Origin of the sequence: Bradyrhizobium sp. CCBAU 45394, assembly GCF_028128655.1 — a bacterium.
GTDB classification, from domain to species: domain Bacteria; phylum Pseudomonadota; class Alphaproteobacteria; order Rhizobiales; family Xanthobacteraceae; genus Bradyrhizobium; species Bradyrhizobium diazoefficiens.
In genome coordinates this window covers 1-21,101 of record NZ_LBIX01000155.1, presented here as the reverse complement: position 1 = coordinate 21,101, position 21,101 = coordinate 1, and the positions used below count along the sequence as shown (strand labels likewise).

17 protein-coding genes are annotated in these 21,101 nt (G+C 66.2%); 7 read left to right on the top strand and 10 right to left on the bottom strand.

Features of this window, described 5'->3' with window-relative positions; all coding sequences use genetic code 11:
• Window positions 1-4: 4 nt before the first annotated feature.
• Window positions 5-745 carry a hypothetical protein gene (locus tag WN73_RS17045; protein ID WP_271553908.1) on the top strand — a complete coding sequence of 247 codons (741 nt, stop codon included), beginning with the start codon at window positions 5-7 and terminating at the stop codon, window positions 743-745.
• Window positions 746-748: 3 nt separating this feature from the next.
• On the opposite strand, the gene garD is transcribed toward WN73_RS17045, so the two are convergent.
• The 8 genes from garD to WN73_RS17005 all read right to left on the bottom strand — a co-directional run bounded on the left by garD (window position 749) and on the right by WN73_RS17005 (window position 12,158).
• Window positions 749-2,290 carry a galactarate dehydratase gene (gene garD / locus WN73_RS17040; RefSeq protein WP_028173257.1) on the bottom strand — a complete coding sequence of 514 codons (1,542 nt, stop codon included), beginning with the start codon at window positions 2,288-2,290 and terminating at the stop codon, window positions 749-751.
• A gap of 113 nt (window positions 2,291-2,403) precedes the next feature.
• Window positions 2,404-3,852, bottom strand: coding sequence for an aldehyde dehydrogenase family protein (locus tag WN73_RS17035; RefSeq protein ID WP_161534312.1), 1,449 nt, complete (start codon window positions 3,850-3,852; stop codon window positions 2,404-2,406).
• Window positions 3,853-3,875: 23 nt separating this feature from the next.
• Window positions 3,876-5,234, bottom strand: a complete 1,359-nt coding sequence (gudD, locus tag WN73_RS17030) for a glucarate dehydratase (RefSeq protein ID WP_271553904.1) — start codon at window positions 5,232-5,234, stop codon at window positions 3,876-3,878.
• A gap of 24 nt (window positions 5,235-5,258) precedes the next feature.
• On the bottom strand, window positions 5,259-6,203 hold the full coding sequence (kdgD, locus tag WN73_RS17025; RefSeq protein WP_271553902.1) for a 5-dehydro-4-deoxyglucarate dehydratase: 945 nt from the start codon (window positions 6,201-6,203) through the stop codon (window positions 5,259-5,261).
• Between the two features lie 123 nt (window positions 6,204-6,326).
• Window positions 6,327-7,232, bottom strand: a complete 906-nt coding sequence (locus WN73_RS17020) for a LysR substrate-binding domain-containing protein (RefSeq protein ID WP_011088611.1) — start codon at window positions 7,230-7,232, stop codon at window positions 6,327-6,329.
• A gap of 122 nt (window positions 7,233-7,354) precedes the next feature.
• Window positions 7,355-8,695 carry an MFS transporter gene (locus WN73_RS17015; protein WP_028173261.1) on the bottom strand — a complete coding sequence of 447 codons (1,341 nt, stop codon included), beginning with the start codon at window positions 8,693-8,695 and terminating at the stop codon, window positions 7,355-7,357.
• A gap of 326 nt (window positions 8,696-9,021) precedes the next feature.
• Window positions 9,022-10,974, bottom strand: a complete 1,953-nt coding sequence (locus tag WN73_RS17010) for a hypothetical protein (RefSeq protein ID WP_028173262.1) — start codon at window positions 10,972-10,974, stop codon at window positions 9,022-9,024.
• A gap of 101 nt (window positions 10,975-11,075) precedes the next feature.
• Window positions 11,076-12,158 (bottom strand): lysylphosphatidylglycerol synthase transmembrane domain-containing protein, encoded by a 1,083-nt coding sequence (locus WN73_RS17005; protein ID WP_060908217.1) that lies wholly within the window; start codon window positions 12,156-12,158, stop codon window positions 11,076-11,078.
• A gap of 428 nt (window positions 12,159-12,586) precedes the next feature.
• Here WN73_RS17005 and WN73_RS17000 point away from each other — a divergent pair, with 428 nt between their 5' ends.
• From WN73_RS17000 to WN73_RS16990, 3 genes are all read left to right on the top strand, one after another.
• Window positions 12,587-13,093 carry a YciE/YciF ferroxidase family protein gene (locus WN73_RS17000; protein ID WP_011088607.1) on the top strand — a complete coding sequence of 169 codons (507 nt, stop codon included), beginning with the start codon at window positions 12,587-12,589 and terminating at the stop codon, window positions 13,091-13,093.
• A gap of 236 nt (window positions 13,094-13,329) precedes the next feature.
• Window positions 13,330-14,739 (top strand): MFS transporter, encoded by a 1,410-nt coding sequence (locus tag WN73_RS16995; protein ID WP_271553900.1) that lies wholly within the window; start codon window positions 13,330-13,332, stop codon window positions 14,737-14,739.
• A 113-nt stretch (window positions 14,740-14,852) separates the two neighbouring features.
• Entirely contained in the window at window positions 14,853-17,252 is a 2,400-nt protein-coding gene (locus WN73_RS16990) for a bifunctional diguanylate cyclase/phosphodiesterase (protein WP_271553898.1), read from the top strand.
• A 5-nt stretch (window positions 17,253-17,257) separates the two neighbouring features.
• Here WN73_RS16990 and WN73_RS16985 read toward each other — a convergent pair whose 3' ends face one another.
• Window positions 17,258-17,692, bottom strand: a complete 435-nt coding sequence (locus WN73_RS16985) for a hypothetical protein (protein ID WP_011088604.1) — start codon at window positions 17,690-17,692, stop codon at window positions 17,258-17,260.
• 91 nt (window positions 17,693-17,783) lie between these two features.
• Here WN73_RS16985 and WN73_RS16980 point away from each other — a divergent pair, with 91 nt between their 5' ends.
• Window positions 17,784-18,371, top strand: coding sequence for a hypothetical protein (locus WN73_RS16980; RefSeq protein WP_011088603.1), 588 nt, complete (start codon window positions 17,784-17,786; stop codon window positions 18,369-18,371).
• Between the two features lie 62 nt (window positions 18,372-18,433).
• The gene (locus WN73_RS16975) at window positions 18,434-19,033 is read left to right on the top strand and encodes a YdcF family protein (RefSeq protein ID WP_271553897.1); all 600 of its coding nucleotides are present in this window, start codon (window positions 18,434-18,436) and stop codon (window positions 19,031-19,033) included.
• Between the two features lie 71 nt (window positions 19,034-19,104).
• Here the strand turns inward: WN73_RS16975 and WN73_RS16970 are convergent, their stop codons facing one another.
• Window positions 19,105-20,448: an aminotransferase-like domain-containing protein gene (locus WN73_RS16970; protein WP_028173267.1), complete on the bottom strand. Its 1,344-nt coding sequence runs from the start codon at window positions 20,446-20,448 to the stop codon at window positions 19,105-19,107.
• A gap of 183 nt (window positions 20,449-20,631) precedes the next feature.
• On the opposite strand from WN73_RS16970, the gene WN73_RS16965 reads away from it, so the two are divergent.
• The gene (locus WN73_RS16965; RefSeq protein WP_271553896.1) at window positions 20,632-20,868 is read left to right on the top strand and encodes a DUF1127 domain-containing protein; all 237 of its coding nucleotides are present in this window, start codon (window positions 20,632-20,634) and stop codon (window positions 20,866-20,868) included.
• The last annotated feature ends 233 nt before the right edge of the window (window positions 20,869-21,101 follow it).

Genomic DNA, 21,101 nt, shown 5'->3' with positions numbered 1-21,101 from the left:
CGTCATGCGCCGTCATGTTGTCCTATGGATCGCCCTTGCGGTGACTTCCGTCGTCCTCAGTGCCGCCGCGGCGTTCGAGACGCGCGCGAGCCGGCTCCAGGCGATCAAGACCGTCGGCATCGTCTCGGCCATCGGCGAGGAGATGAGCCTGACGCAGGCCGGCCTGACCGCGCTCGGCAGCACCGGGCAAAGCGCCTCGATCAGCGCGTGGGGGCTGGACGAGATGATCGTCCAGCAGGCGACGAGGCTGCTGAGCCCACGCTTCCGCGTGCAGGCCGTGAGCTACAGGCGCGCCGCGTTCGCCGCGATCAGGGATTCGGCGGTCGCGCCCGTCAATCTCCTGCGCAGCGATCCGTTCAAGGAGCTGGTTCGCAGCGATGTCACGCCACAGGGGCTGGATGCGTACATCGTCATCACAAGGGCAAGATCGAAGCTTGGAAACGGCCGCAACGTCGAGGGTGTCGGGCTCGCCGAATACCGGACGCTGCTTGCGGATTACGGCCTGATCCACGCGCTCTATGAAGTTCGTGTCATCGACGGCAAGTCATTCGACGTGATCGAGAAGCGGGCGGCTGCGCCGCTCGACAACACCGGCACCCTCCGGCTCGCCGGCCCGAGCGGGCCGGTTGACGAGACGTTCGGCGGTTCGGCTTCGGGCGAACGGCTGCGCGCGGCGATTGCGGACCTCATCACGCGCAGCCTGCCCATCACGCTGGGCGACATGCACCTGACCGACAGTCCGTGACTCTCAGGTCACCGGCGCCGGATTGAACAGCGTGAGGTCGTTGTGGATGCCCCAGCGATCCGACCACGGTTTTGTGCGGCCGGAGGCGACGTCGAGGATCAGGCGGAACAGGTCCCAGCCGCATTCCTCGATGGTCTTCTCGCCGGTGGCGATGCTGCCTGAATCGAAGTCGATCAGGTCCTTCCAGCGCCGCGCGAGCTCGCTGCGGGTTGCGACCTTGATCACGGGCGCTGCCGCAAGGCCGTAGGGCGTACCGCGGCCGGTGGTGAACACCTGCAAGGTCATGCCGGAGGCGAGCTGGAGCGTGCCGCAGATGAAGTCGGAAGCGGGCGTTGCCGCAAACAGCATGCCCTTCTGCGTCGCCTTCTCGCCGGGCGCGAGCACGCCGGTGATCGCGGACGAGCCGGACTTGACGATCGAGCCCAATGATTTCTCGACGATGTTGGCGAGGCCGCCCTTCTTGTTGCCGGGCGTGGTGTTGGCGCTGCGGTCGGCGCCGCCGCGGGCCAGGTAGGAATCGTACCAGGCCATCTCGCGCACCAGGGCACGTCCGACATCCTCGTTGATGGCGCGTCGCGTCAGGAGCTGAATCGCGTCGCGCACCTCGGTGACTTCCGAGAACATCACGGTGGCGCCGGCGCGCACCAGGAGGTCGGCGGCAAAGCCGACCGCGGGGTTCGCGGTGACGCCGGAGAACGCGTCGCTGCCGCCGCATTGCAGGCCGATGACGAGATCGGAGGCCGGGCAGGTCTCGCGGGTGCGCTTGTTGAGAATCTTCAGGCGCGCTTCGGCCTGTGTCATGATCGCATCGACGATCGCGCCAAAACCGTCGAAGGCTTCGTCCTGCATGCGGACGATGGCATCGCTGATGCCTTCCGGCACCAGCCGCTCGGGCGCGAGCTTCTCGCAGCCGAGGCTGATGACCAGAATTTCGCCGCCGAAATTGGGGTTGAGCGCGAGGTTCTGCAGCGTGCGGATCGGCACCACCGCGTCGGGCGCGTTAATGGCGACGCCGCAGCCATAGGCGTGCGTCAGCGGCACGACGTCGTCGACGTTCGGGTATTTCGGCAAGAGCTCGGCGCGGATGCGCTTCACCGCATATTCCATCGTGCCCTTGACGCATTGCACGGAGGAGGAGATGCCGAGGATGTTCTTGGTGCCGACCGAGCCGTCCGGATTGCGGTAGCCCTCGAAGGTGAAGCCTTCGAGCGGCGGCAGCGGAGCGGGCACGGCGGTCGAGATTTCCAGCTTGTCGAGGGCAGGGGCCTCCGGCATGCGAATGCGCGCCTCATCCACCCATTCGCCGGCCAGGATCGGCGAGAGCGCGTAGCCGATCACCTCGCCATAGCGGATGATCGGTGTGCCTTCCGCGATGTCGACCAGCGCCGTCTTGTGCCCCTGCGGCACGAAGGCGCGCAGTGTCAGGCCGCAGGCGAAGCGGGAGCCGGCGGGAAGCCCGAAATCATTGACCACGATCGCGACATTGTCGCGCTCGTTGAGCTTGATGTAGCGGGGCTGCTCTTTCGCTGCGACTGACTGGTCCATCTGCGCTTGCCTCCGAAATCGTAGGATGGGCAAAGGCGCAACGCGCCGTGCCCACCGTCTTCACACCGAGCGTAAGTGGTGGGAACGCTTCGCTTTGCCCACCCTACGATGTCTCAACCCGGATAGGTATAAGCGGTCTTCACCGTCGTGTAGAACTCGCGGGCATAGGAGCCCTGCTCGCGGGCGCCGTAGCTCGAGCCCTTCCGGCCGCCGAACGGCACATGATAGTCGACGCCGGCGGTCGGCAGGTTGACCATCACCATGCCGGACTCGCTGTTGCGCTTGTAGTGCGAGGCGTATTTCAGGCTGGTGGTGCAGATGCCGGAGGCGAGGCCGAACTCGGTGTCGTTCGAGATCGCGAGCGCTTCCTCGTAGTTCTTGGCGCGAATGACGGCGGCGACCGGGCCGAAGATCTCTTCGCGCGCAATGCGCATGTTGTTGTTGGCTTCGGTGAACAGCGCCGGCTGGAGGTAGTGGCCGGGCGTCTCGCGCTGGAGCAGCTCGCCGCCGAAGGCGAGCTTTGCGCCTTCGTCCTGGCCGATCTTGATGTAGCGCAGGTCCTGGTCGAGCTGGCTCTGGTCGACGACGGGGCCGATATGCACGCCGGCCTTGAGCGCGTCGTCCACCGACAGGCCCTTCAGGCGCTCGGCCATCGCGGCGACGAAGCGGTCATGGATGCCTTCGGTGACGATCAGACGCGAGGAGGCGGTGCAGCGCTGGCCAGTCGAGAAGTAGGAGCCGTTGACGGCGACCTCGACGGCGGTCTTGAGGTCCGCATCGTCGAGCACGACCAGCGGATTCTTGCCGCCCATCTCGAGCTGGAATTTCTTCATCGGGTTCGACAGCACGCAGGCCTGCGCGATCTTGCGGCCGGTCTGCACCGAGCCGGTGAAGGAGATCGCGGCGACGTCGGGGTGATCGAGCAGGGTCTGGCCGACCACGGAGCCGGAGCCGACGACGAGGTTGAACACACCCGCCGGAATGCCGGAGCGGGTGATGATCTCGGACAGCGCATGCGCCGAGCCCGGCACCAGCTCGGCAGGCTTGAACACGACCGTGTTGCCGTAGCAAAGCGCCGGCGCGATCTTCCAGGCCGGGATCGCGATCGGGAAATTCCAGGGCGTGATCATGCCGACGACGCCCATCGGCTCGCGGGTGAGCTCGACGTCGAGGCCGGGGCGGACGGATGCGCCCTTCTCGCCGATCAGCCGCAGCGCTTCGCCGGCGAAGAACGCAAAGATCTGGCCGGCGCGCGCGACCTCGCCGATGCCTTCGGGCAGGGTCTTGCCTTCCTCGCGGGCGAGCAGGCGGCCGAGCTCTTCCTTGCGGGCGAGGATTTCGAGAGAAATCTTGTTCAGCGCGTCGTAGCGCACCTGCGGGGTCGACTGCGCCCAGGCGGGGAAGGCGGCCTTGGCGGCTGCGATCGCCTTCTCGGTCTGCGCCTTGTCGGCCTTGGCGTATTCGCCGACGAGGTCGTTGGTGTTGGAGGGGTTGATGTTCCTGGTGACGCCGGAGCCGTCGACCCATTCGCCGCCGATGAAGTTTTTCAGGATCGCAGTCATCTCATTCCTCCAGGGAAAGTTTCTTACCGAACGAGGCAGGGACGCTTGTCGTCGAAGGTCCAGCCGGGGATCAGGTCCTGCATGGCAATAGCGTCATCGCGGGCGCCGAGTCCATGCTGCTTGTAGAGGTCATGCGCGGCGTCGATGGCCGCCCTGTCGATTTCGATACCCAGGCCCGGCCTGTCGGGGACCGCAATCTTGCCGCCCTTGATCCGGAGCGGCTCCCTAGTCAGCGCCTGGCCGTCCTGCCAGATCCAGTGGGTGTCGATCGCGGTGACCTTGCCGGGGGCGGCGGCGCCGACATGGGTGAACATCGCGAGCGAGATGTCGAAATGGTTGTTGGAGTGCGAGCCCCAGGTCAGGCCGTTGTCGCGGCAGGTCTGGGCCACGCGCACCGAGCCCTGCATGGTCCAGAAGTGGGGATCGGCCAGCGGAATGTCCACCGCGCCGAGACGCAGCGCATGGGAGAGCTGGCGCCAGTCGGTGGCGATCATGTTGGTCGCTGTGGGCAGACCCGTGGCGCGGCGGAACTCGGCCATGATCTCGCGGCCGGAGAAGCCGGCCTCGGCGCCGCAGGGGTCCTCGGCATAGGCGAGGATGCCGTGCATGTCCTTGCAGAGGCTGACAGCCTCGTCGAGCGACCAGGCGCCGTTCGGGTCCAGCGTGACACGCGCGTTGGGGAAGCGCTTGGCGATCGCGGTGACGGCCTCGATCTCCTGCTCGCCGCGGAGCACGCCGCCCTTGAGCTTGAAATCGGCGAAGCCGTAATGATCCTGGGTGGCTTCCGCGAGCCGCACTACGGTCTCCGGCGTCATCGCCTCCTGATGGCGCAGATTGAACCATTCCGCCCTGCCGGTCTCGCCCGTGACGTAGTCGAGCCTGGACTTACGGCGGTCGCCGACGAAGAAGAGATAGCCGAGCGTCTCGACGCTCTTGCGCTGCTGGCCTTCGCCGAGCAGCGCGGCGACCGGCAGGTTGAGATGCTGACCGAGCAGGTCGAGCAGCGCGGACTCGATCGCCGTGACCGCATGGATCATGACGCGCAGGTCGAACGTCTGCTTGCCGCGGCCGCCGGCGTCACGATCGGCGAAGGCGGTGCGGACGTCGGCGAGGATGTTGTTCATCGCGCCGACGGTCTTGCCGATCACGAGATCGCGCGCGTCCTGGAGCGTCTGCCAGATATTCTGGCCGCCCGGCACCTCGCCGACGCCGGTGTGGCCGGCATTGTCGGTGAGGATGACGATGTTGCGGGTGAAGAACGGCGCGTGCGCGCCGCTTAAGTTGAGGAGCATGCTGTCGCGGCCCGCGACCGGGATCACCTGCATCGCCGTGACGACCGGTGCGCCGGCGACTGGCGCGCCGGAGATGTCAGTCTGGGCCATCGCATGCTCCTCCCTGTTGTCTTGTTATTCTGCAGCCTGTTGTGACGATCGGATGGCGGGCAGCTTCTTGACCAGCGCGGTCAGCTCCGCAATCTCCTGCTCGGTGAGATCGGTCAGCGGCGGGCGGACCGGGCCGGAGTCGCGGCCGATCACCTTCATGCCGGCCTTGATGATCGAGACCGCATAGCCCTTCTTGCGGTTGCGGATCGCGATCAGCGGCAGGATGAAATCCTTCAGCCCGGCATGGATCGTGGCGTGATCGCGCTTGCGCACCGCGGCGTAGAAATTGGTCGCGAATTCCGGCACGAAGTTGAACACGGCGGAGGAATAGGTCGTCACACCCATGTCGAGATAGGGCAGCGCGAAGGTCTCCGCGGTCGGCAGGCCGCCGATATAGGTGAGGCGGTCGCCGAGCTTGGTGTAGACGCGGGTCATCAGCTCGATGTCGCCGATGCCGTCCTTGTAGCCGACGAGGTTCGGGCAGCGCTCGGCGAGACGGGCGAGCGTGTCGGGCTGAAGGATGGCGTTGTCGCGGTTGTAGACGATGACGCCGATCTTCACGGCGGCGCAGACCGCCTCGACATGGGCGGCAAGGCCGTCCTGCTCGGAATGGGTGAGATAGGGCGGCAGCAGCAACAGGCCGTCGGCGCCGGCCTTCTCGGCGCCAACAGCGATCTCGCGGGCGATCGCGGTGCCGTAGCCGGTGCCGGCGAGCACGGGCACGCGGCCCTTGGTCTCCTCGACGGCGATCTTGATGATTTGCGGAACCTCGGTCGGCGTCAGCGAGAAGAACTCGCCGGTGCCGCCTGCGGCGAACAGGCCCGCGACGTCATAGCCGCACAGCCAGTCCATGTTGGCGCGGTAGGTCGCCTCGTCGAAGGAGTAGTCCGCCTTGAACGGCGTGACGGGGAAGGACAGGAGGCCCGATCCGATCGTCTGGGCCATTTCCTGCGGGGTCATCTTGCTCATGGGCGCGGCTCCCTAATTGCGTGTTGTGGAGGACGCAAGCCTGCGCGTCCATGCGCCGTGGTTTAGGAGACCGTTCGATGCGCGTCCAAGCCAAAGCCTATATCGACCGATGCGAAATCAGCATCAATCTTCCATGGTCTCCGCGGAGGACAATTCACCGGCGATTTTGACCAGCGCCGACAGCAGCGGATTCTCGTCATCGCGGCGCCAGACCATGAACAGCTCGACCGGGACGCGCGTGCGCAACTTGAGCGGTCGCAGCCGCACGTCGGAGATCTTCAGGCTTGCGGCCGCGGCCGGCACGATGGCAAGGCCAAGGCCGGCCCGGACCATGGCGAGGATCGAGTGGATCTGGCTCAGATGCTGGACATAGCGCGGCAGCACGTCGGCGCGGGTGAACAGCGCCACCAGGAGATCGTGGAAGTAGCGGCTCTCATAGGGCGAATACATCACGAACGGCTGGTCGTCGAAATCCTTGATGGTGATGCTGTCGGCGCTCGCCAGCGGATGCTTCTTCGGGATCGCGGCAAGCAGGGGCTCGGCGACGACGCGGCGGCTGGCCACTTCGGGGCGCGCGATCGGCGGCCTGAGCAGGCCGGCGTCGATCTGGCCGGAGCTGAGCGCCTCGAACTGGTCGCCGGAGACCATCTCCTTCAGCGAGAAATCGACTTCGGGCAGCTTGGCGCGGCAGGCCGCGACCAGCTCGGGGAGGAAGCCGTAGGCGGCCGCCGCCGTAAAGCCGATCTTGAGCGAGCCGGTCTTGCCCAGCGCGATGCGGCGGGCGACCTGCGAGGCGCTTTCCGCAAGCTTGAGGATGCGGCGCGCCTCCGGCAGGAAGCTGCGGCCGGCCGGCGTCAGGCGCACCGAACGGCTGGTGCGCTCCAGCAGCGGCGCGTCGATGATGTGCTCGAGCACCTGGATCTGCCGCGACAACGGCGGCTGGGTCATGTTCAGCCGCGCGGCGGCGCGGCCGAAATGTAGTTCCTCCGCCACCGTGACGAAACAGCGGAGCTGGTTGAGGTCGAACATCGATACATGCCTTAGATGAATAAGGCGTTTCCCCGGCACTTCTAGCATCGATCATCCCCAAAACAAAGACGGCGGCTTTTGAGCCGCCGTTGAGTTGCCTGGTCAAGCTCCCGCGGGAGCCCTCAGGAGGAACGTTTGAGCACCACCCGCTCGATCTTGCCCACCACGACGAGATAGGCGAACGCGGCGACCAGCGCATTGGCGCCGACGAACAGCAGCGCGCCGTTGAAGGAGCCGGTCGCGGCCAGGATGTAGCCGATCACGATCGGGGTGGTGATCGAGGAGAGGTTGCCGAAGGTGTTGAACAGGCCGCCGGAGACGCCGCCGGCTTCCTTCGGCGAGGTGTCGGAGACGACAGCCCAGCCGAGCGCGCCGATGCCCTTGCCGAAGAAGGCGAGCGCCATGAAGCCGACCACCAGTGCATGTCCGTCGACATAGTTGCAGGCGATGATCGACATCGACAGCAGCATGCCGCCGACGATCGGAATCTTGCGCGCCATGGTCAGCGAACCGGTGCTGCGCAGGATCGCGTCCGAGATGATGCCGCCGAGCACACCGCCGATGAAGCCGCACAGCGCCGGCAGCGTCGCGACGAAGCCGGCCTGCAGGATCGACAGGCCGCGCTCCTTGACGAGGTAGACCGGGAACCAGGTCAGGAAGAAATAGGTCAGCGTGTTGATGCAGTACTGGCCGAGATAGACGCCGAGCATCATGCGGTTGGAGAGCAGCTGGCGGATGTGGTCCCACCCGGAGCCGGACTGAGGCGCACGTTCTTCCTTGGGCGCGTCGAGATCGACCAGCGCGCCGCCCTCCTTGATGTAGTCGAACTCCGCCTCGTTGATCCCGGGATGCTCCTTCGGGCCGTAGATGGTCTTGATCCAGACGAGACCCATGATCACGCCGAGCGCGCCCATCACGAAGAACACGTAGCGCCAGCCGTAATCGTGGGCGATCCAGCCCATCAGCGGCGCGAAGATCACGGTCGCGAAATACTGTCCCGAATTGAAGAAAGCGGACGCGGTGCCGCGCTCGTTGCCGGGAAACCAGGCGGCGACGATGCGGGCATTGGCGGGGAAGGACGGCGCTTCCGCGACGCCGACAAGGAGGCGGAGTGCGAACAGCACGACGATGGCAGCGCCGGCGCTGAGGAAGCCGACCCAGCCCTGCATCAGCGTGAACAGCGACCAGACGATGATGCTGAAGGCATAGACGAGGCGCGAGCCGTAGCGGTCGAGCAGCCAGCCGCCCGGCACTTGGGCGATCACATAGGACCACCCGAAGGCCGAGAAGATCCAGCCCATCGCGACGGGATCGAGATGCAGCTCCTTGGAGAGCGCGGGGCCCGCGATCGAGAGCGTGGCGCGGTCGGCGTAGTTGACGGTCGTGACCAGGAACAACATGGTCACGATGAACAGCCTGACGCGAGACCTCCTCACGTCCGCTGCGGACACCACTGCGCTCATCACGCGCCTCCTTAGAACTCGAAATGTTTCCTCACCACGACTCCTAGAGGCGCGCGCGGCAAAGTGTCCAAGTTCAAGGGAGTATCGATCGATGCCGTTTTTGGATTGATGGAACGGCAGGTGGGAGGGAACGATCGTGAGGATGGAGACCGCGCTCGTCCCAATCGTCGTTCTGGCGAAAGCCAGGACGACTCGGGGAGATAGTATTCGTACTCACAGCGCGTCATTGCGAGCGCGGCGAAGCAATCCAGAATCTTTCGGCGGATGGACTCTGGATTGCTTCGCTGCGCTCGCAATGACGGTGTGGAGAGCGCTCGCTCTCGCTTCTACTGCCGCGCGCTCGGTAGCAGCTGCGGCAGCAGTCCCCGCGTCACGGGCGGCGGTACTGCATCCAGCCCGAGCACGCTGCTTGCGGCCGGCAGCGCCGCATCCGCCATCGCGGCGTGGCCTTCGGCGCTTGGATGCACGGCGCCGCCATAGACGGCGGAGAGCACGCCCCAGGTGGCGTCGTGGATGTCGGTCGGCTGGCTCGCGGCCGGCAGGCCTTGCGGATAGGTCATCGCGGCGAAGTAGCTGTCATTGGCGTCGCGGATCCAGCGCGCGCGCGGCAGATAGGCGCGATACTCGGAGGCGCCGCGGCCGCACAGCATCGGCTGGCTCGCCGCGCTCACGATATCGGGATTGAAGCTCTGGCCGTTCTCGGCAAAACACGTGCGGTCGAATTCGGGATCGTTGCCCGCATGCGCGCAGAAGCCGTGATCGGCGAACGCTGCCTGATGCGCATCGACGAACGTCATGCGGTCGGCTTCGGGATCGCGGCACAGCGCGCCGCGGGTGCAGGTGGCGAGCCCCTTCAACTGAGGCAGGAATTCGGTGTCGACGAAGGTCGAGACGCGGGCGAGGCGCTGCGGATCGGCGTTGAAGGACGGATGAATGTCGAAGCCGGCGCGGCCGCCGCGGCAGGGCACGCCGCCATCGGCAAGCGCCGGATTGGCGTAGGAGACATAGACCACATGCGAGAGGTCGCCGCCGACCAGCGGCTTCAGCGCCTCGCGCAGCTTGACGAAATTCTGCGGCAGCTCGCGCGCCAGCGCATCGCGGGAATCGTCGACGCTCGCCATCACGCCGGAGCGGCGGAACAGCGCGCGCTCGGTCGCGGTGTCGACGATGACGTCGGCGACGAGACCCGAGAAGTAGACATCATTGGCACCGATCGAGAGCAGCACGAGATCGAGCGTGCGGTCCGGCTGGCGCTTCTTCGCCGCGGTGAGCGCCTCGCGCAGCTCGGCGACCTGCGCGTTCACGCTGGTCTGGCAATTGCCGTTTTTGCTGGGCGCGCATTCGCGGGCGCGCTGCGAGCCGAGCAGCCCGTCGCCGATGCTGGCGCCGGTGCAGGCGAGCGGCAGAAAGGTCACCGCGATGTGGGTGTAGCGCACCGCGAGCGCCAGCGCGGTGCGGGCCTGGTAGCTGTAGAGCGAGCGGTGGCAGGGGGAGTTGAACCAGAGCGCGCCGTAGCGCTGCCAGTTGGCGAGCGTATCCGGCGCCTCGCAGGCGCGGCCGCCTTTATAGCCGGCGCGGCTCGGCCGGTAGTACTGCGCGCCGGCGGTGCCGAGATAGGAGCGGAAGCAGAAACCTTCGTCCGACAGCGCCAGCGGCCGGTCGGGATTGCCTTCGCCCGAGGCGATGCTGTCGCCGAGGCCGGCGACGAAGATGTCGCGGACCTGGATCTCGGTCTGAACGCGCTGGGTCGGATCGGAGCCGGAGGAGACGTCGACGCTCGCGACCGTCTGCCGGCCGTAGCGGACGCGCAGATTGACCGGCTCGGCACAGTCGAAGGTCGAGGTCTGCGGTCCGTCGCCGTCGTCGAACGACCAGGCGCAGGTGGCGCCGACCGGCACCGCGCCGGTCAGGCGCACGGTCACCGGATGGTCGATCGGGGTGAGGTAATTCTCTTTGACGTTGTCGCGGGTGCAGGGCTGGTTGACCCGGCCCTGGAGGTCGATGCAGAGCCGGTTGACCATGTTGCGGGCCCAGCCGCGGCCCTCGCTCTGGAGCTCCAGCGACTGTTCGGCGGCGAGGATGCTGCGGTTACGCGCGTTCTCCACATGAAGCAGAAAGTCGCGCTCCTCGCGGAACAGGCGGAAGCGGTTGCGCACCTCCCAATTGATCTGCATGGCGCCGGCGTCCTGCGCGACTGCGCGCTCGGGCGGCAAAGCGGTCAAAATCCCGGCAAGCAGCAGGGCGCCCGCGAAGAAGGTGCGAAGAGATGGTCGGATCATGGCCCGCGTGTTCAACGGCAAAGTTGAGGCGGAAATAAGAGAGGATTGCTCCCCCCGCCCGCAACCTTGTCTGACGATTTTTGCGGGCGCCGTCCAGCGCCCTAGCGCTTGCTGGCCTGTCGCAGCGACCGCTCGCGCTCCATTGCCGCCACCTGCTTGGGCAGGTTGGCCTGGGCGCAGGCCTCCGCCAGCCGCCGTCGCTCCTGCCAGGGCTCGACCACGTTCATCCAGAGCTCGCGCGTGCCCATGATGGAGATGGCGAGGCCGAACGGGATCACGAAATAGAGCAGGCGGAACACCAGCAGCGTCGCCAGAAGCTGCTCGCGGCCGAATTCCGGCAGCGCCACCAGCATGGCGGCATCGAATACGCCGATCGAGCCGGGGGCATGGCTGGCAAAGCCGAGCAGCGTCGCCAAGATGAACACGACCGCCAGCGACAGGAAGTCGATCGGCGGATTGGCCGGTATCAAGAGGTACATCGCCGTGGCGCAGAAGCCGAGATCGACCACGCCGATCAGGATCTGCACCAGCGTCAGCGGCGCCGAGGGCAGCACCACTTTCCAACCCTTCTGGCCGAGCTCGCGGCGCTTCTCGCCCATGCAGAGCCAGACCAGATAGGCGCCGATCGAGGCGAGGCCGCCGAACGCGATCAGCCGGTTGATCGACGACGGCAGCTGATCCATGTAGGAGGCGGCATCGGGATGGACGGCCATGCCGATCGAGAGCACGAAGATGTTACCGAGCCAGAAGGTCAGGCCCGACAGGAAGCAGATCTTTGCGACGTCGATCGCGTTCAGCCCGTAATCCGAATAGATCCGGAAGCGGATCGCGCCGCCGGTAAAGACGGTGGCGCCGATGTTGTGGCCGATCGAATAGGACGTGAAGCTGGAGAGCGCTGCAATGCGATAGGGCACGTGCTTCTTGCCGATCGTTCGCAGTGCAAAAAAATCGTAGAAGGTCAGCGTACAGAACGCGAAGAAGACGCAGATCGCCGCCAGCCCGATATTCCCGCGGGGAATCTCGGTCAATGCGGTCAGGATGACGCCGGTATCGATACCTTTGAGGGTCCGCACCAGCGTGGTGATTGCGAAGGCGATGATGAAGACGCTCGCGGCAATTCCGAGCCGTCGCCAGCCAATCCATCTCTTGAAGCCGCGTTTCAACGCGGGCAGCAGTCCGTGCATTCATCCTCCCGGCAGGGGGCAAGACCGACAAGGCCAGGCATTGGCCAGTCGGGCGCGATGGTTGCCAAAGGCAGGCGTCGATCGCTAGGCATGATCCAGCTCATTTAAGACAAAAACGGTGACTTGTGCAGCCCTTGACAAGGATAGGTTCTGTGCAGGACCGGCGACTTTTGTCATATGTGGTTCACATCGGACGCGCGTTAAGCATATGAGTCGCCAAACCGGCCAGGCCCGCGCGTTCGTATATTGGCATGCTTTCATATCGTGCCGTCCGCGGCATTGTTCCAGCGCAAGCGATGCCGGCTTTTTTGGAACGTCGATGCCGCGTGCCCGTTAGCGCCCCATCAGCAATCGAACATGGCGGGAATATGCGGCTATTCGTGCGAGCCGGTGCCCCCGTGTTCCCGAAACCCAAGAGGATCGGAACGATGGGACTGTTCACAAAAGACATCAAGACCATGAACGACCTGTTCGTGCATCAGCTCCAGGACATCTACTATGCCGAGCAGCAGCTCACCAAGGCGCTGCCGAAGATGGCCGACAAGGCCACCGACCCGCAGCTGAAAAAGGGCTTTTTGACGCACCTCGAGGAAACGAAGCAGCACGTCAAGCGGCTCGAGGAAGTGTTCAAGATGCACGGCGCACAGGTGAAGGCGGTCGACTGCCCGGCGATCGACGGCATCATCGAGGAGGCCGACGAGACCGCCGGCGAGGTCGCCGACAAGGCGGTGCTGGACGCTGCGCTGATCAATGCGGCGCAGGCCGCCGAGCATTACGAGATCGTGCGTTACGGCAGCCTGATCGCCTGGGCCAAGCAGCTCGGCCGGAGCGACTGCGCCGCCGTGCTCGCCAAGACGCTCGAGGAAGAGAAGGCGACCGACAAGAAGCTCACGGCGCTCGCCGAGAGCAAGGTGAATCTGCGCGCGGCGAGCTAGCGCTGGTGTAGGCAGGAAAGCGCCGCGCGGTGGTTCGCGCGGCGCTTTTGCCCTTGCCTCGGCCGTCGTCATTCCCCGCGCGCGGCTGCAGAGTACTGGATCGCCCGCCTGCGCGGGCGACGACGCCGAGTTTCGGGTGGGCACGCTCGCCACACATCCATCCTTCGGCCATTGTCGAAACATGACGGCAGGCCGGAAGCCTATATGTCGCGTGGGGCTGCAACCGAGGTGGCAGCATGCGAGCAAGCACCATCAAATACGAAGCCTTCGACGACGGAGCCGGCGCGCCGCGCGCCTCATCTCGTCCTGCAACCTCCCTGACGCTGGCCGCGATGAGCCTCGGCTATGGCGTGGTGCAGCTCGACGTCACCATCGTCAACACCGCGCTCGACGCGATGGGCAGGACGCTCGGCGGCGGTGTCGCCGAGCTGCAATGGGTCGTCAGCGCCTATACCATTGCCTTTGCCGCCTTCATCCTGACGGCCGGCGCACTCGGCGACCGGATCGGCGCCAAGCGCGTCTTCATGGCCGGGTTCGCCATCTTCACTGCGGCCTCGCTCGCCTGTGCATCGTCCCCCAATGCAATCGTGCTGATCGCGGCACGACTGGTCCAGGGCCTAGCGGCGGCGATCCTGGTGCCGAATTCGCTGGCGTTGCTCAATCATGCCTATGCCGACGACCGCGCGCGCGGCCGCGCCGTCGCGATCTGGGCTGCCGGAGCGAGCCTAGCGCTGACCGCGGGCCCCTTCGTCGGCGGCGCGCTGATCACGCTGGTCGGCTGGCGCGCGATCTTTCTCGTCAACCTTCCGATCGGCCTCATGGGCCTTTGGCTGAGCTGGCGTTATGCGACGGAGACTACGCGCGCGCCCTCGCGCGAGATCGATCTGCCCGGCCAGCTTACGGCAATCGGCGCGCTGGGGGCGCTCGCCGGCGCGATCATCGAGGGCGGCGCGCTTGGCTGGGACCATCCGGCCGTGCTCGCGGCCTTCGCTTCAGCCCTCGTCCTCGCCGTGCTGTTCGTCTGGCGGGAGAGCCGCGCGGCGCAGCCGATGCTGCCCTTGTCCCTGTTCGGTCACCGGCTGTTTACCTTGACCGCGCTCGTCGGCCTGCTCGTGAACATCGCGATCTACGGCCTGATCTTCGTGCTCAGCCTGTACTTCCAGAGGATCAACGGGCTGTCGGCGTGGTGGACCGGACTTGCCTTCGTGCCGATGATGGCCGCGGTGCTCCCGGTCAATCTGCTGGCGCCGCGCCTCGCCGAGCGCGTCGGTCCGTGCCCGACCATTGTCGTCGGCGCCTTTATCTCGGCGCTCGGCTGTCTCGGCCTGATCTGGATCGAGGCTGACACGAGCTATTGGATGATCTGCGCGCAGATGATCGCGATCAGCGGCGGACTTGGGCTGCTGGTGCCGCCGCTGACCTCGACCCTGCTGGGCAGCGTCGAGAAGGCGCGCTCCGGCATCGCGGCGGGCGTCCTGAACGCGACGCGGCAGACCGGCAGCGTGCTCGGCGTTGCGCTGTTCGGCTCGCTGGTGGCCTCGGAAGGTGCATTCATGACCGGCCTGCACGCATCGCTGGTGGTATCGGCCACCGTCCTGCTGCTCGCCGCCGCCGTGATCGGGATCGGCGCGCCTTCGCGAAGATGAACAATGTGAGCAAACGCACACATCTTCCGTTCACCATCGCCGAACCCAGCACATAGCCGGTTACCGACTGTCCATCTCTGCCCGCTCTAGTGCGGGTCGGATAGGGGCCGGCAATGTATCAAGTTCTTTACTGTCTCACGGACCAGCATGACTGGCGCCTCGTCGCACTCGGCGGCGCAGTGTGCCTGCTCGCGAGCGCGGCGGCGATCAGCCTGTTCCAGCGCGCGCGTGCGGCAAGCGGCGGTGCTCGCGTATCGTGGATCGCGCTGGACGCCGTCGTCGCAGGCTGCGGCATCTGGGCAACCCATTTCATCGCGATGCAGGCCTACGGGCCGGGCGCCGGCGGCGCCTACAATATCCCCGTGACCGTTCTGTCGCTGATCTTCGCGGTTGCGGTCACCTTCGTCGGGTTGAGCATCTCGGTGTCGGTGACGCGGACGATTCCGGTCGCGCTCGGTGGCGCCGTCGTTGGTGGCGGCGTTGCCGCAATGCATTACACCGGCATGATGGCGCTCGAGATTCCCGCGCGCATCGGCTGGGCGACTGACACCGTGGCGGTCTCGATCGTTCTCGGTATCGTCTTTGGATCGCTTGCGCTGGTCGTCGCGGGGCGGCGCGACGGCGTGGCGAATGCGCTCGGTGCGACGGTGCTGCTGACCGTCGCCATCGTCTCGCATCATTTCACCGCCATGGGCGCCGCGGAGCTGACGCCGGATCCTTCGATCGTCATCAGCGGCCTGTCGATCCCGCCGGCCTCCTTGTCGGTCCTCACCGCCAGCGCGGCCGTCGCGATCATCGCGATCGCGCTCGCAGCGGCTGTGCTCGACCGCCGCGCCAAGGGTGAACTGGGACGCCAGCAGGTCGTGCTCGATACCGCGCTCGAGAACATGTCGCAGGGGCTGTGCATGTTCGACGCGGACGGCAAGATCATGCTGTTCAACGAGCGCTACGCGGCGATGCTTCGTCGCACCGATATCGCGCTGACCGGCCGCCTCTTGGTCGACGTGCTGCGGGAAGAGCAGGCCAAGGGCCAGTGGCAGGGCGATGCGGATGAATTCTTCGCGCGCCTCGTGATCGACGCGCGCGAGGGCCGCACCACCAGCCAGGTCGTCAACCGGTTCGGCCGCTCCATCCGGGTCGTCAACCAGCCGATGCAGGGCGGCGGCTGGGTCGCGACCTTCGAGGACATCACCGAATGGCTGGAGGCGCAGGCGAAGATCTCGCACATGGCGCGTCATGACGCGCTGACCGGTCTGCCGAACCGCGTGCTGTTCCACGAGCAGCTCGAGCAGGGTCTGCGCCGGACGGGTTCGGGCGACCAGCTCGCGGTGCTCTGCCTCGATCTCGATCACTTCAAGGACATCAACGACTCGCTCGGCCATCCCATCGGCGACGCGCTGCTCAAGGAGGTCGGCCGCAGGCTGAAGGCCACCGTCGGCGAGAGCGACACGGTGGCGCGGCTTGGCGGCGACGAATTCGCAGTGGTCCAGATCGGACGGTCGGAGGAAGCCGCAGCGAGGTGCCTTGCCGGCCGCCTCGTCGAGGTGATCTCGGCGCCTTACGAGATCGACGACCATCAGATCGTCATCGGTGTCTCGATCGGCATCTCGCTGTCGCCGCAGGACGGCAGCAACGCGGACGAGCTTCTGAAGAACGCCGACCTTGCGCTGTACCGCGCAAAGGCGGACGGCCGCGGCACCTACCGCTTCTTCGAGACCGGCATGGATGCGCGCGCACAGGCGCGCCGTCTGTTGGAGATGGATCTCCGCGCAGCGCTGCAACGCGACGAGTTCCAGCCGTACTATCAGCCGATCCGCGACGTCGCCAGTGGTCGCGTCGTCGTCTTCGAGGCGTTGCTGCGCTGGAACCATCCGCAGCGCGGCCTGATCGCCCCCATCAACTTCATTCCGCTGGCCGAGGAGACCGGACTCATCGTCCAGCTCGGCGAATTCGTGCTGCGTTCCGCCTGCACCGACGCGGCCACCTGGCCCGACGATGTCGATGTCGCGGTCAACCTGTCGCCGGTGCAGTTCAGGAATCCGAACCTGATCGCATCCGTGACCGCGGCGCTGACCGTCTCGGGACTGCCGGCGCGCCGGCTCGAGCTCGAGATCACCGAATCCGTGCTGCTTCAGAATAGCGAGGCGACGCTGACCACCCTGCACGAGCTGCGCGCCATGGGGGTGCGGATCTCGCTCGACGATTTCGGCACCGGCTATTCGTCGCTGAGCTATTTGCGCAGCTTCCCGTTCGACAAGATCAAGATCGACCGCTCCTTCGTGTCGGAGCTCGCGACGCGGGAGGATTCCATGGCGATCATCCGCGCCGTGACCGGGCTCGGCCGCAGCCTCGGCATCGTGACCACCGCGGAAGGTGTCGAGAACGACGCGCAGCTCGAGCTGCTCAGGCGCGAGGGCTGCACCCAGGCGCAGGGCTATCTGTTCAGCAAGCCGCGGCCTGCCTCGGATGTGGCGTTGATGCTGGAGCGCCCGCGGCTGCGCGCCTCGGCCTAGAAAGGCTAGCCGCGGCGCAGCGCGAAATGCGCGCCGCAGAATGCCATCACGGCGCCAAGGCACAGCGCGGCGAGCCCGGCAAGCACGCCCGAGACCGTCGGGATCGGGCTCGGGGCCGAGGCCACCTGGCCGGCGCCCGCAAGCAGGAGCACGCCGACCGCGATCAGGAATTGCCGCATCCGTTGCGGGATCTGGCCGTGGGCGGCGCTCTGCATCAATGTCGCCGTGAAATACCCGCCGGAAAAGCCGACCGTGGCGATCAGCCACCAGGCGATCGCAGCGCCCGCCGGAATGAACTCATGCGTGTCGGAGCGCCAGAGGCCGCCGAGGTCGAGCCCGTAGCGCGCGCCCAGCATGTGCACCGCGAGCGCGAGCAGCACGCCGCAGATCACGGCAGCCCCGAGAATCAGGCGGCGCGGAAAAAAGGTCGTCTCAGCCATGCCCCGCTTGTAGGATGGGCGAGGGCGACCGCGCAAGCGGGTCGCAGACCGGATTGCGCGGTCGGGATTGCAGACGGGATCGATTGTCGAGATGCGGGTTTCGGACGCGCAGGGCGCCCCAGGCGCGAGCTATGCCTACAAGGCGTCGCTGATCGGTTCGGCGCATCGTTTCGAGCTGACCGACGCGGGGCTGTCCTGGCACATCGGCGGCCGTTCCGGCCTGTGGCGCTACGACGAGATCAGCGCAATCCGGTTGTCGTTCCGCCCGGTGTCGATGCAGCAGCATCGCTTTCGCGCCGATGTCAGCCGCAGCGGTGGCGGCCGCATCGCGATCCTGTCGACGAGCTGGCAGACTGCGGCGCTGATGGCGCCGCAGGACAATGGCTTTCGCGACTTCATCGTCGAGCTCCATGCGCGGATGGCGAAAGCAGGCAGCCGCGCGGTGCTGACGGCAGGCCTCGGCCGCAACACCTATGCCGCGGTGCTGGCGTTCATGGCGGTGCTGACGGTGGCGATGACTGGGCTCCTGATCCGCGCGCTCATGATCGACGCCTTCGCCGGCGCGTTGTTCATCCTCGGCTTTGCCGCGCTGTTCGCCTGGCAGGTCGGCGGCTTCGTGCGGCGCAACCAGCCGCAGAGCTACAGCTTCGATCGCGTGCCGAAGGCCTTGTTGCCTTAGCTGCAATCGGCCGCAATCAAACGTGACTTCGCGCCCCGGTGCCGGTGTCGCATCGTGCGGCCATGTCAGCGATGGATTGCAGCACGCGCCGGCCTGCGGCGGATGAGATCGCCAGGATCAACCGCACGCATCTGATCGACACGCCGCTCCGGCCGGCCGACCTCTTGTTCATGTTCGGCACCCGCGAGGACATCGCACTCCGCGTCGACACCGCCGCAAGGCTGTGGCGCGAGGGCTTGTTCCGCTGGTCGATTGTCAGCGGCGGCGTGACGCCGGGCTCGGAGCAATCCGAGTGCACCATCATCAAGGCGGCGATGGTCGCGGCGGGCATTGCGGCGGACCGGATCCTCGAGGAGCATGGCGCGACGAATACCGGCGAGAACGTGATCTTCTCGCTGCCGGTCATCGACGCGGCGCTTGGGCTGCAAAATATCCGCAGCGTGATCTGCCTCGGCAACACCTGGACCGCGCGTCGCTACCCGATGACGCTGCACCGGCACTGGCCCGAGGTCGAGAAGATGCTGCTCACCGTCGACAGCTTTGCGACGCCGCGCGCGCTCTGGCACACCGATGTCGAATTTCGCCGTCGTGTCCTGCATGAATGGGACAAGATCGAGCCGTACAAGGCGAGGGGCTTTATCGCGGAATGGCCGGAGGGCTGACGGGCAAGATTCTAGTTTTGACGCGTTTTCTGTACGCGAACCGGTATCCACTTCGCTCGAAAACGCTCAGGTTACTCCGTCGAGTCAAAGTCCTCTTCCTTGGTGCCGAGCAGCGAGACGAGCGTGCGCAGGCCTGAATCGAGCTGCTCGAACGTGGGCGGGGCGAGCGCGAGACGCACCGCATTCGGCGCGTGACCATGCGCGATTGCAAAAGTCGAGGACGGCGTCAGCGCGATGCCGCGCCTGGCGGCTGCGGCAACGAAGGTCTGCGAACGCCAGTGCGGCGGTAGCGTGAGCCAGAGATGATAGGAGCGCGGGTCGGCGGCGAACTGGTAGCCGGCCAGCAGCCTGGCCGCGGTCTGCTGGCGGCGCGCGGCGTCGATGCGCTTCAGGCGCGTCAGCTCGGCGACGGTGCCGTCGGCCATCAGCCGCTGCCCCGATGCGAGCGCATGGCCGGAGGCGATCCAGCCGCCGGTGCGGACCGCGCTCATCACGCTCTCGCGCAGACGCGGCGGGGTGACGAGGATGCCGAGCGCAAGGCCCGGCGCGACCTTCTTCGACAGGCTGTCGATCACGATGCAGCGGTCCGGCCCGAGCGCGGCCAGCGGCGTGTCGTCGGCGAGGAAGCCGTAGACGGCGTCCTCGATGATGGTCAGATCGAGCTTCTCGGCGACGCGCATGATGTCGGCGCGCCGCGTCGCGTTCATGGTGACGCCGAGCGGGTTCTGGATGATGGGCTGGAGATAGAGCGCCGACAGGTGCGCCTCGCGATGCGCCTTCTGGATGGCGTCGGGCCGCGCGCCATGCTCGTCCATCGAAATCGGGACCAGCGTCACGCCGAGCCGCGCCGCAATGCTCTTGACGTAAGGGTAGGTGAGCGCCTCGACGCCGCAGCGGCCGCCGGTGGGGACGAGCGCCGTGAGCGCGGCCGCGAGCGACTGCTTGCCGTTGGCGGTGAAGACGATCTGCTCGGCCTGCGGCGCAAAATCCTTGCGCGCGAGATAGGCGGCCGCCGCATTGCGCGCGCTCTTGGTGCCGGTGCTGGTCGAGACGCGCAGCGCGGATTCCAGCGCGTCGACGCGCTCGAGCCCCGCAAGGCTCTTGGCGATCATGGCCCATTGCTGCGGCAATAACGGATAATTGACCTCGAAGTCGATCCGCGCGTCGCGCGGCTCGCTCAGCGCCTCGACTTCGCGCCTGATGTCGCCGGAGATGAAGGTGCCGCGGCCGACTTCGCCGACCACGAGGCCGCGGCGGAGCAATTCCGTATAAACCCGGCTCGCGGTCGAGACCGCAATGCCACGGTCATAGGCAAAATTGCGCTGCGGAGGCAGCCGGTCGCCGGGCCTTAACGTGCCATTAGAGATATCCGAGGCAATGGCATCGGCAAGCTTCACATACTCGAACTTGGACATTATTGCACCGAGAGCAATGTTTTCCTTGCTCCGAGCAATGTACTGGAGCATTTAAGTTCCATCAAGGTCCGCGTTGAGCCGAGGAGAGCGAGAGCAATCCTATGGCAAATGAGGTGCAGGCGCTCCAGCGTCTGCGCCAACGGCGCCCGCTTCGCCGCGTGGACAATAGGCCGGAGAAGAAAAATGACCACGATCTCGCAAGCTGCCGGGCGGAGTTTACGCCCATCCACGTCGAGCGGATTTTTCCGCGCTCTCGCCAGCGCCATCCATGCGCTGTTCGACCGCCTGGAGCGCCGCTCCGCCGTCAAGACGCTGAGCGAACTCGACGACCACGCCCTGCGCGACATCGGGATCACGCGCAGCCAGATCGAGGACGCGGTCTACGGGCAGTTCAAAGCCGAGATGACGCGGTATCTGTAACGTGCTTTGACGTCCGCCGTGCCCGGTAGATCTGGGCGCGGTGACCTCGCAATGACGGAGTGCGGGCACGGGCATCGCTCTATCAACTGATATCTCACTCGCAGACACACTTTCGCATCCTCGCGGCTTGTTTCGCCCGAGCTTTGCTTCGTCGCGTCACGCCCAACGAAAGAGGGCGCAGGGAAGACCGGGAGCCGGCTGGCTCCCATTGACCGCCATGCGAGAAGCGGATT

What these genes read in the sequence shown, in the direction of transcription:
- WN73_RS16970 (WP_028173267.1), bottom strand. Translation starts at nt 20,448, where the DNA reads ATGTCCAAGTTCGAGTATGTGAAGCTTGCCGATGCCATTGCCTCGGAT.
- WN73_RS16975 (WP_271553897.1), top strand. Translation starts at nt 18,434, where the DNA reads ATGTCAGCGATGGATTGCAGCACGCGCCGGCCTGCGGCGGATGAGATC.
- garD (WP_028173257.1), bottom strand. Translation starts at nt 2,290, where the DNA reads ATGGACCAGTCAGTCGCAGCGAAAGAGCAGCCCCGCTACATCAAGCTC.
- WN73_RS17015 (WP_028173261.1), bottom strand. Translation starts at nt 8,695, where the DNA reads ATGAGCGCAGTGGTGTCCGCAGCGGACGTGAGGAGGTCTCGCGTCAGG.
- gudD (WP_271553904.1), bottom strand. Translation starts at nt 5,234, where the DNA reads ATGGCCCAGACTGACATCTCCGGCGCGCCAGTCGCCGGCGCACCGGTC.
- WN73_RS17020 (WP_011088611.1), bottom strand. Translation starts at nt 7,232, where the DNA reads ATGTTCGACCTCAACCAGCTCCGCTGTTTCGTCACGGTGGCGGAGGAA.
- WN73_RS17035 (WP_161534312.1), bottom strand. Translation starts at nt 3,852, where the DNA reads ATGACTGCGATCCTGAAAAACTTCATCGGCGGCGAATGGGTCGACGGC.
- WN73_RS17045 (WP_271553908.1), top strand. Translation starts at nt 5, where the DNA reads ATGCGCCGTCATGTTGTCCTATGGATCGCCCTTGCGGTGACTTCCGTC.
- WN73_RS17005 (WP_060908217.1), bottom strand. Translation starts at nt 12,158, where the DNA reads ATGCACGGACTGCTGCCCGCGTTGAAACGCGGCTTCAAGAGATGGATT.
- WN73_RS16995 (WP_271553900.1), top strand. Translation starts at nt 13,330, where the DNA reads ATGCGAGCAAGCACCATCAAATACGAAGCCTTCGACGACGGAGCCGGC.
- WN73_RS16980 (WP_011088603.1), top strand. Translation starts at nt 17,784, where the DNA reads ATGCGGGTTTCGGACGCGCAGGGCGCCCCAGGCGCGAGCTATGCCTAC.
- WN73_RS16990 (WP_271553898.1), top strand. Translation starts at nt 14,853, where the DNA reads ATGTATCAAGTTCTTTACTGTCTCACGGACCAGCATGACTGGCGCCTC.
- WN73_RS17000 (WP_011088607.1), top strand. Translation starts at nt 12,587, where the DNA reads ATGGGACTGTTCACAAAAGACATCAAGACCATGAACGACCTGTTCGTG.
- kdgD (WP_271553902.1), bottom strand. Translation starts at nt 6,203, where the DNA reads ATGAGCAAGATGACCCCGCAGGAAATGGCCCAGACGATCGGATCGGGC.
- WN73_RS17010 (WP_028173262.1), bottom strand. Translation starts at nt 10,974, where the DNA reads ATGATCCGACCATCTCTTCGCACCTTCTTCGCGGGCGCCCTGCTGCTT.
- WN73_RS16965 (WP_271553896.1), top strand. Translation starts at nt 20,632, where the DNA reads ATGACCACGATCTCGCAAGCTGCCGGGCGGAGTTTACGCCCATCCACG.
- WN73_RS16985 (WP_011088604.1), bottom strand. Translation starts at nt 17,692, where the DNA reads ATGGCTGAGACGACCTTTTTTCCGCGCCGCCTGATTCTCGGGGCTGCC.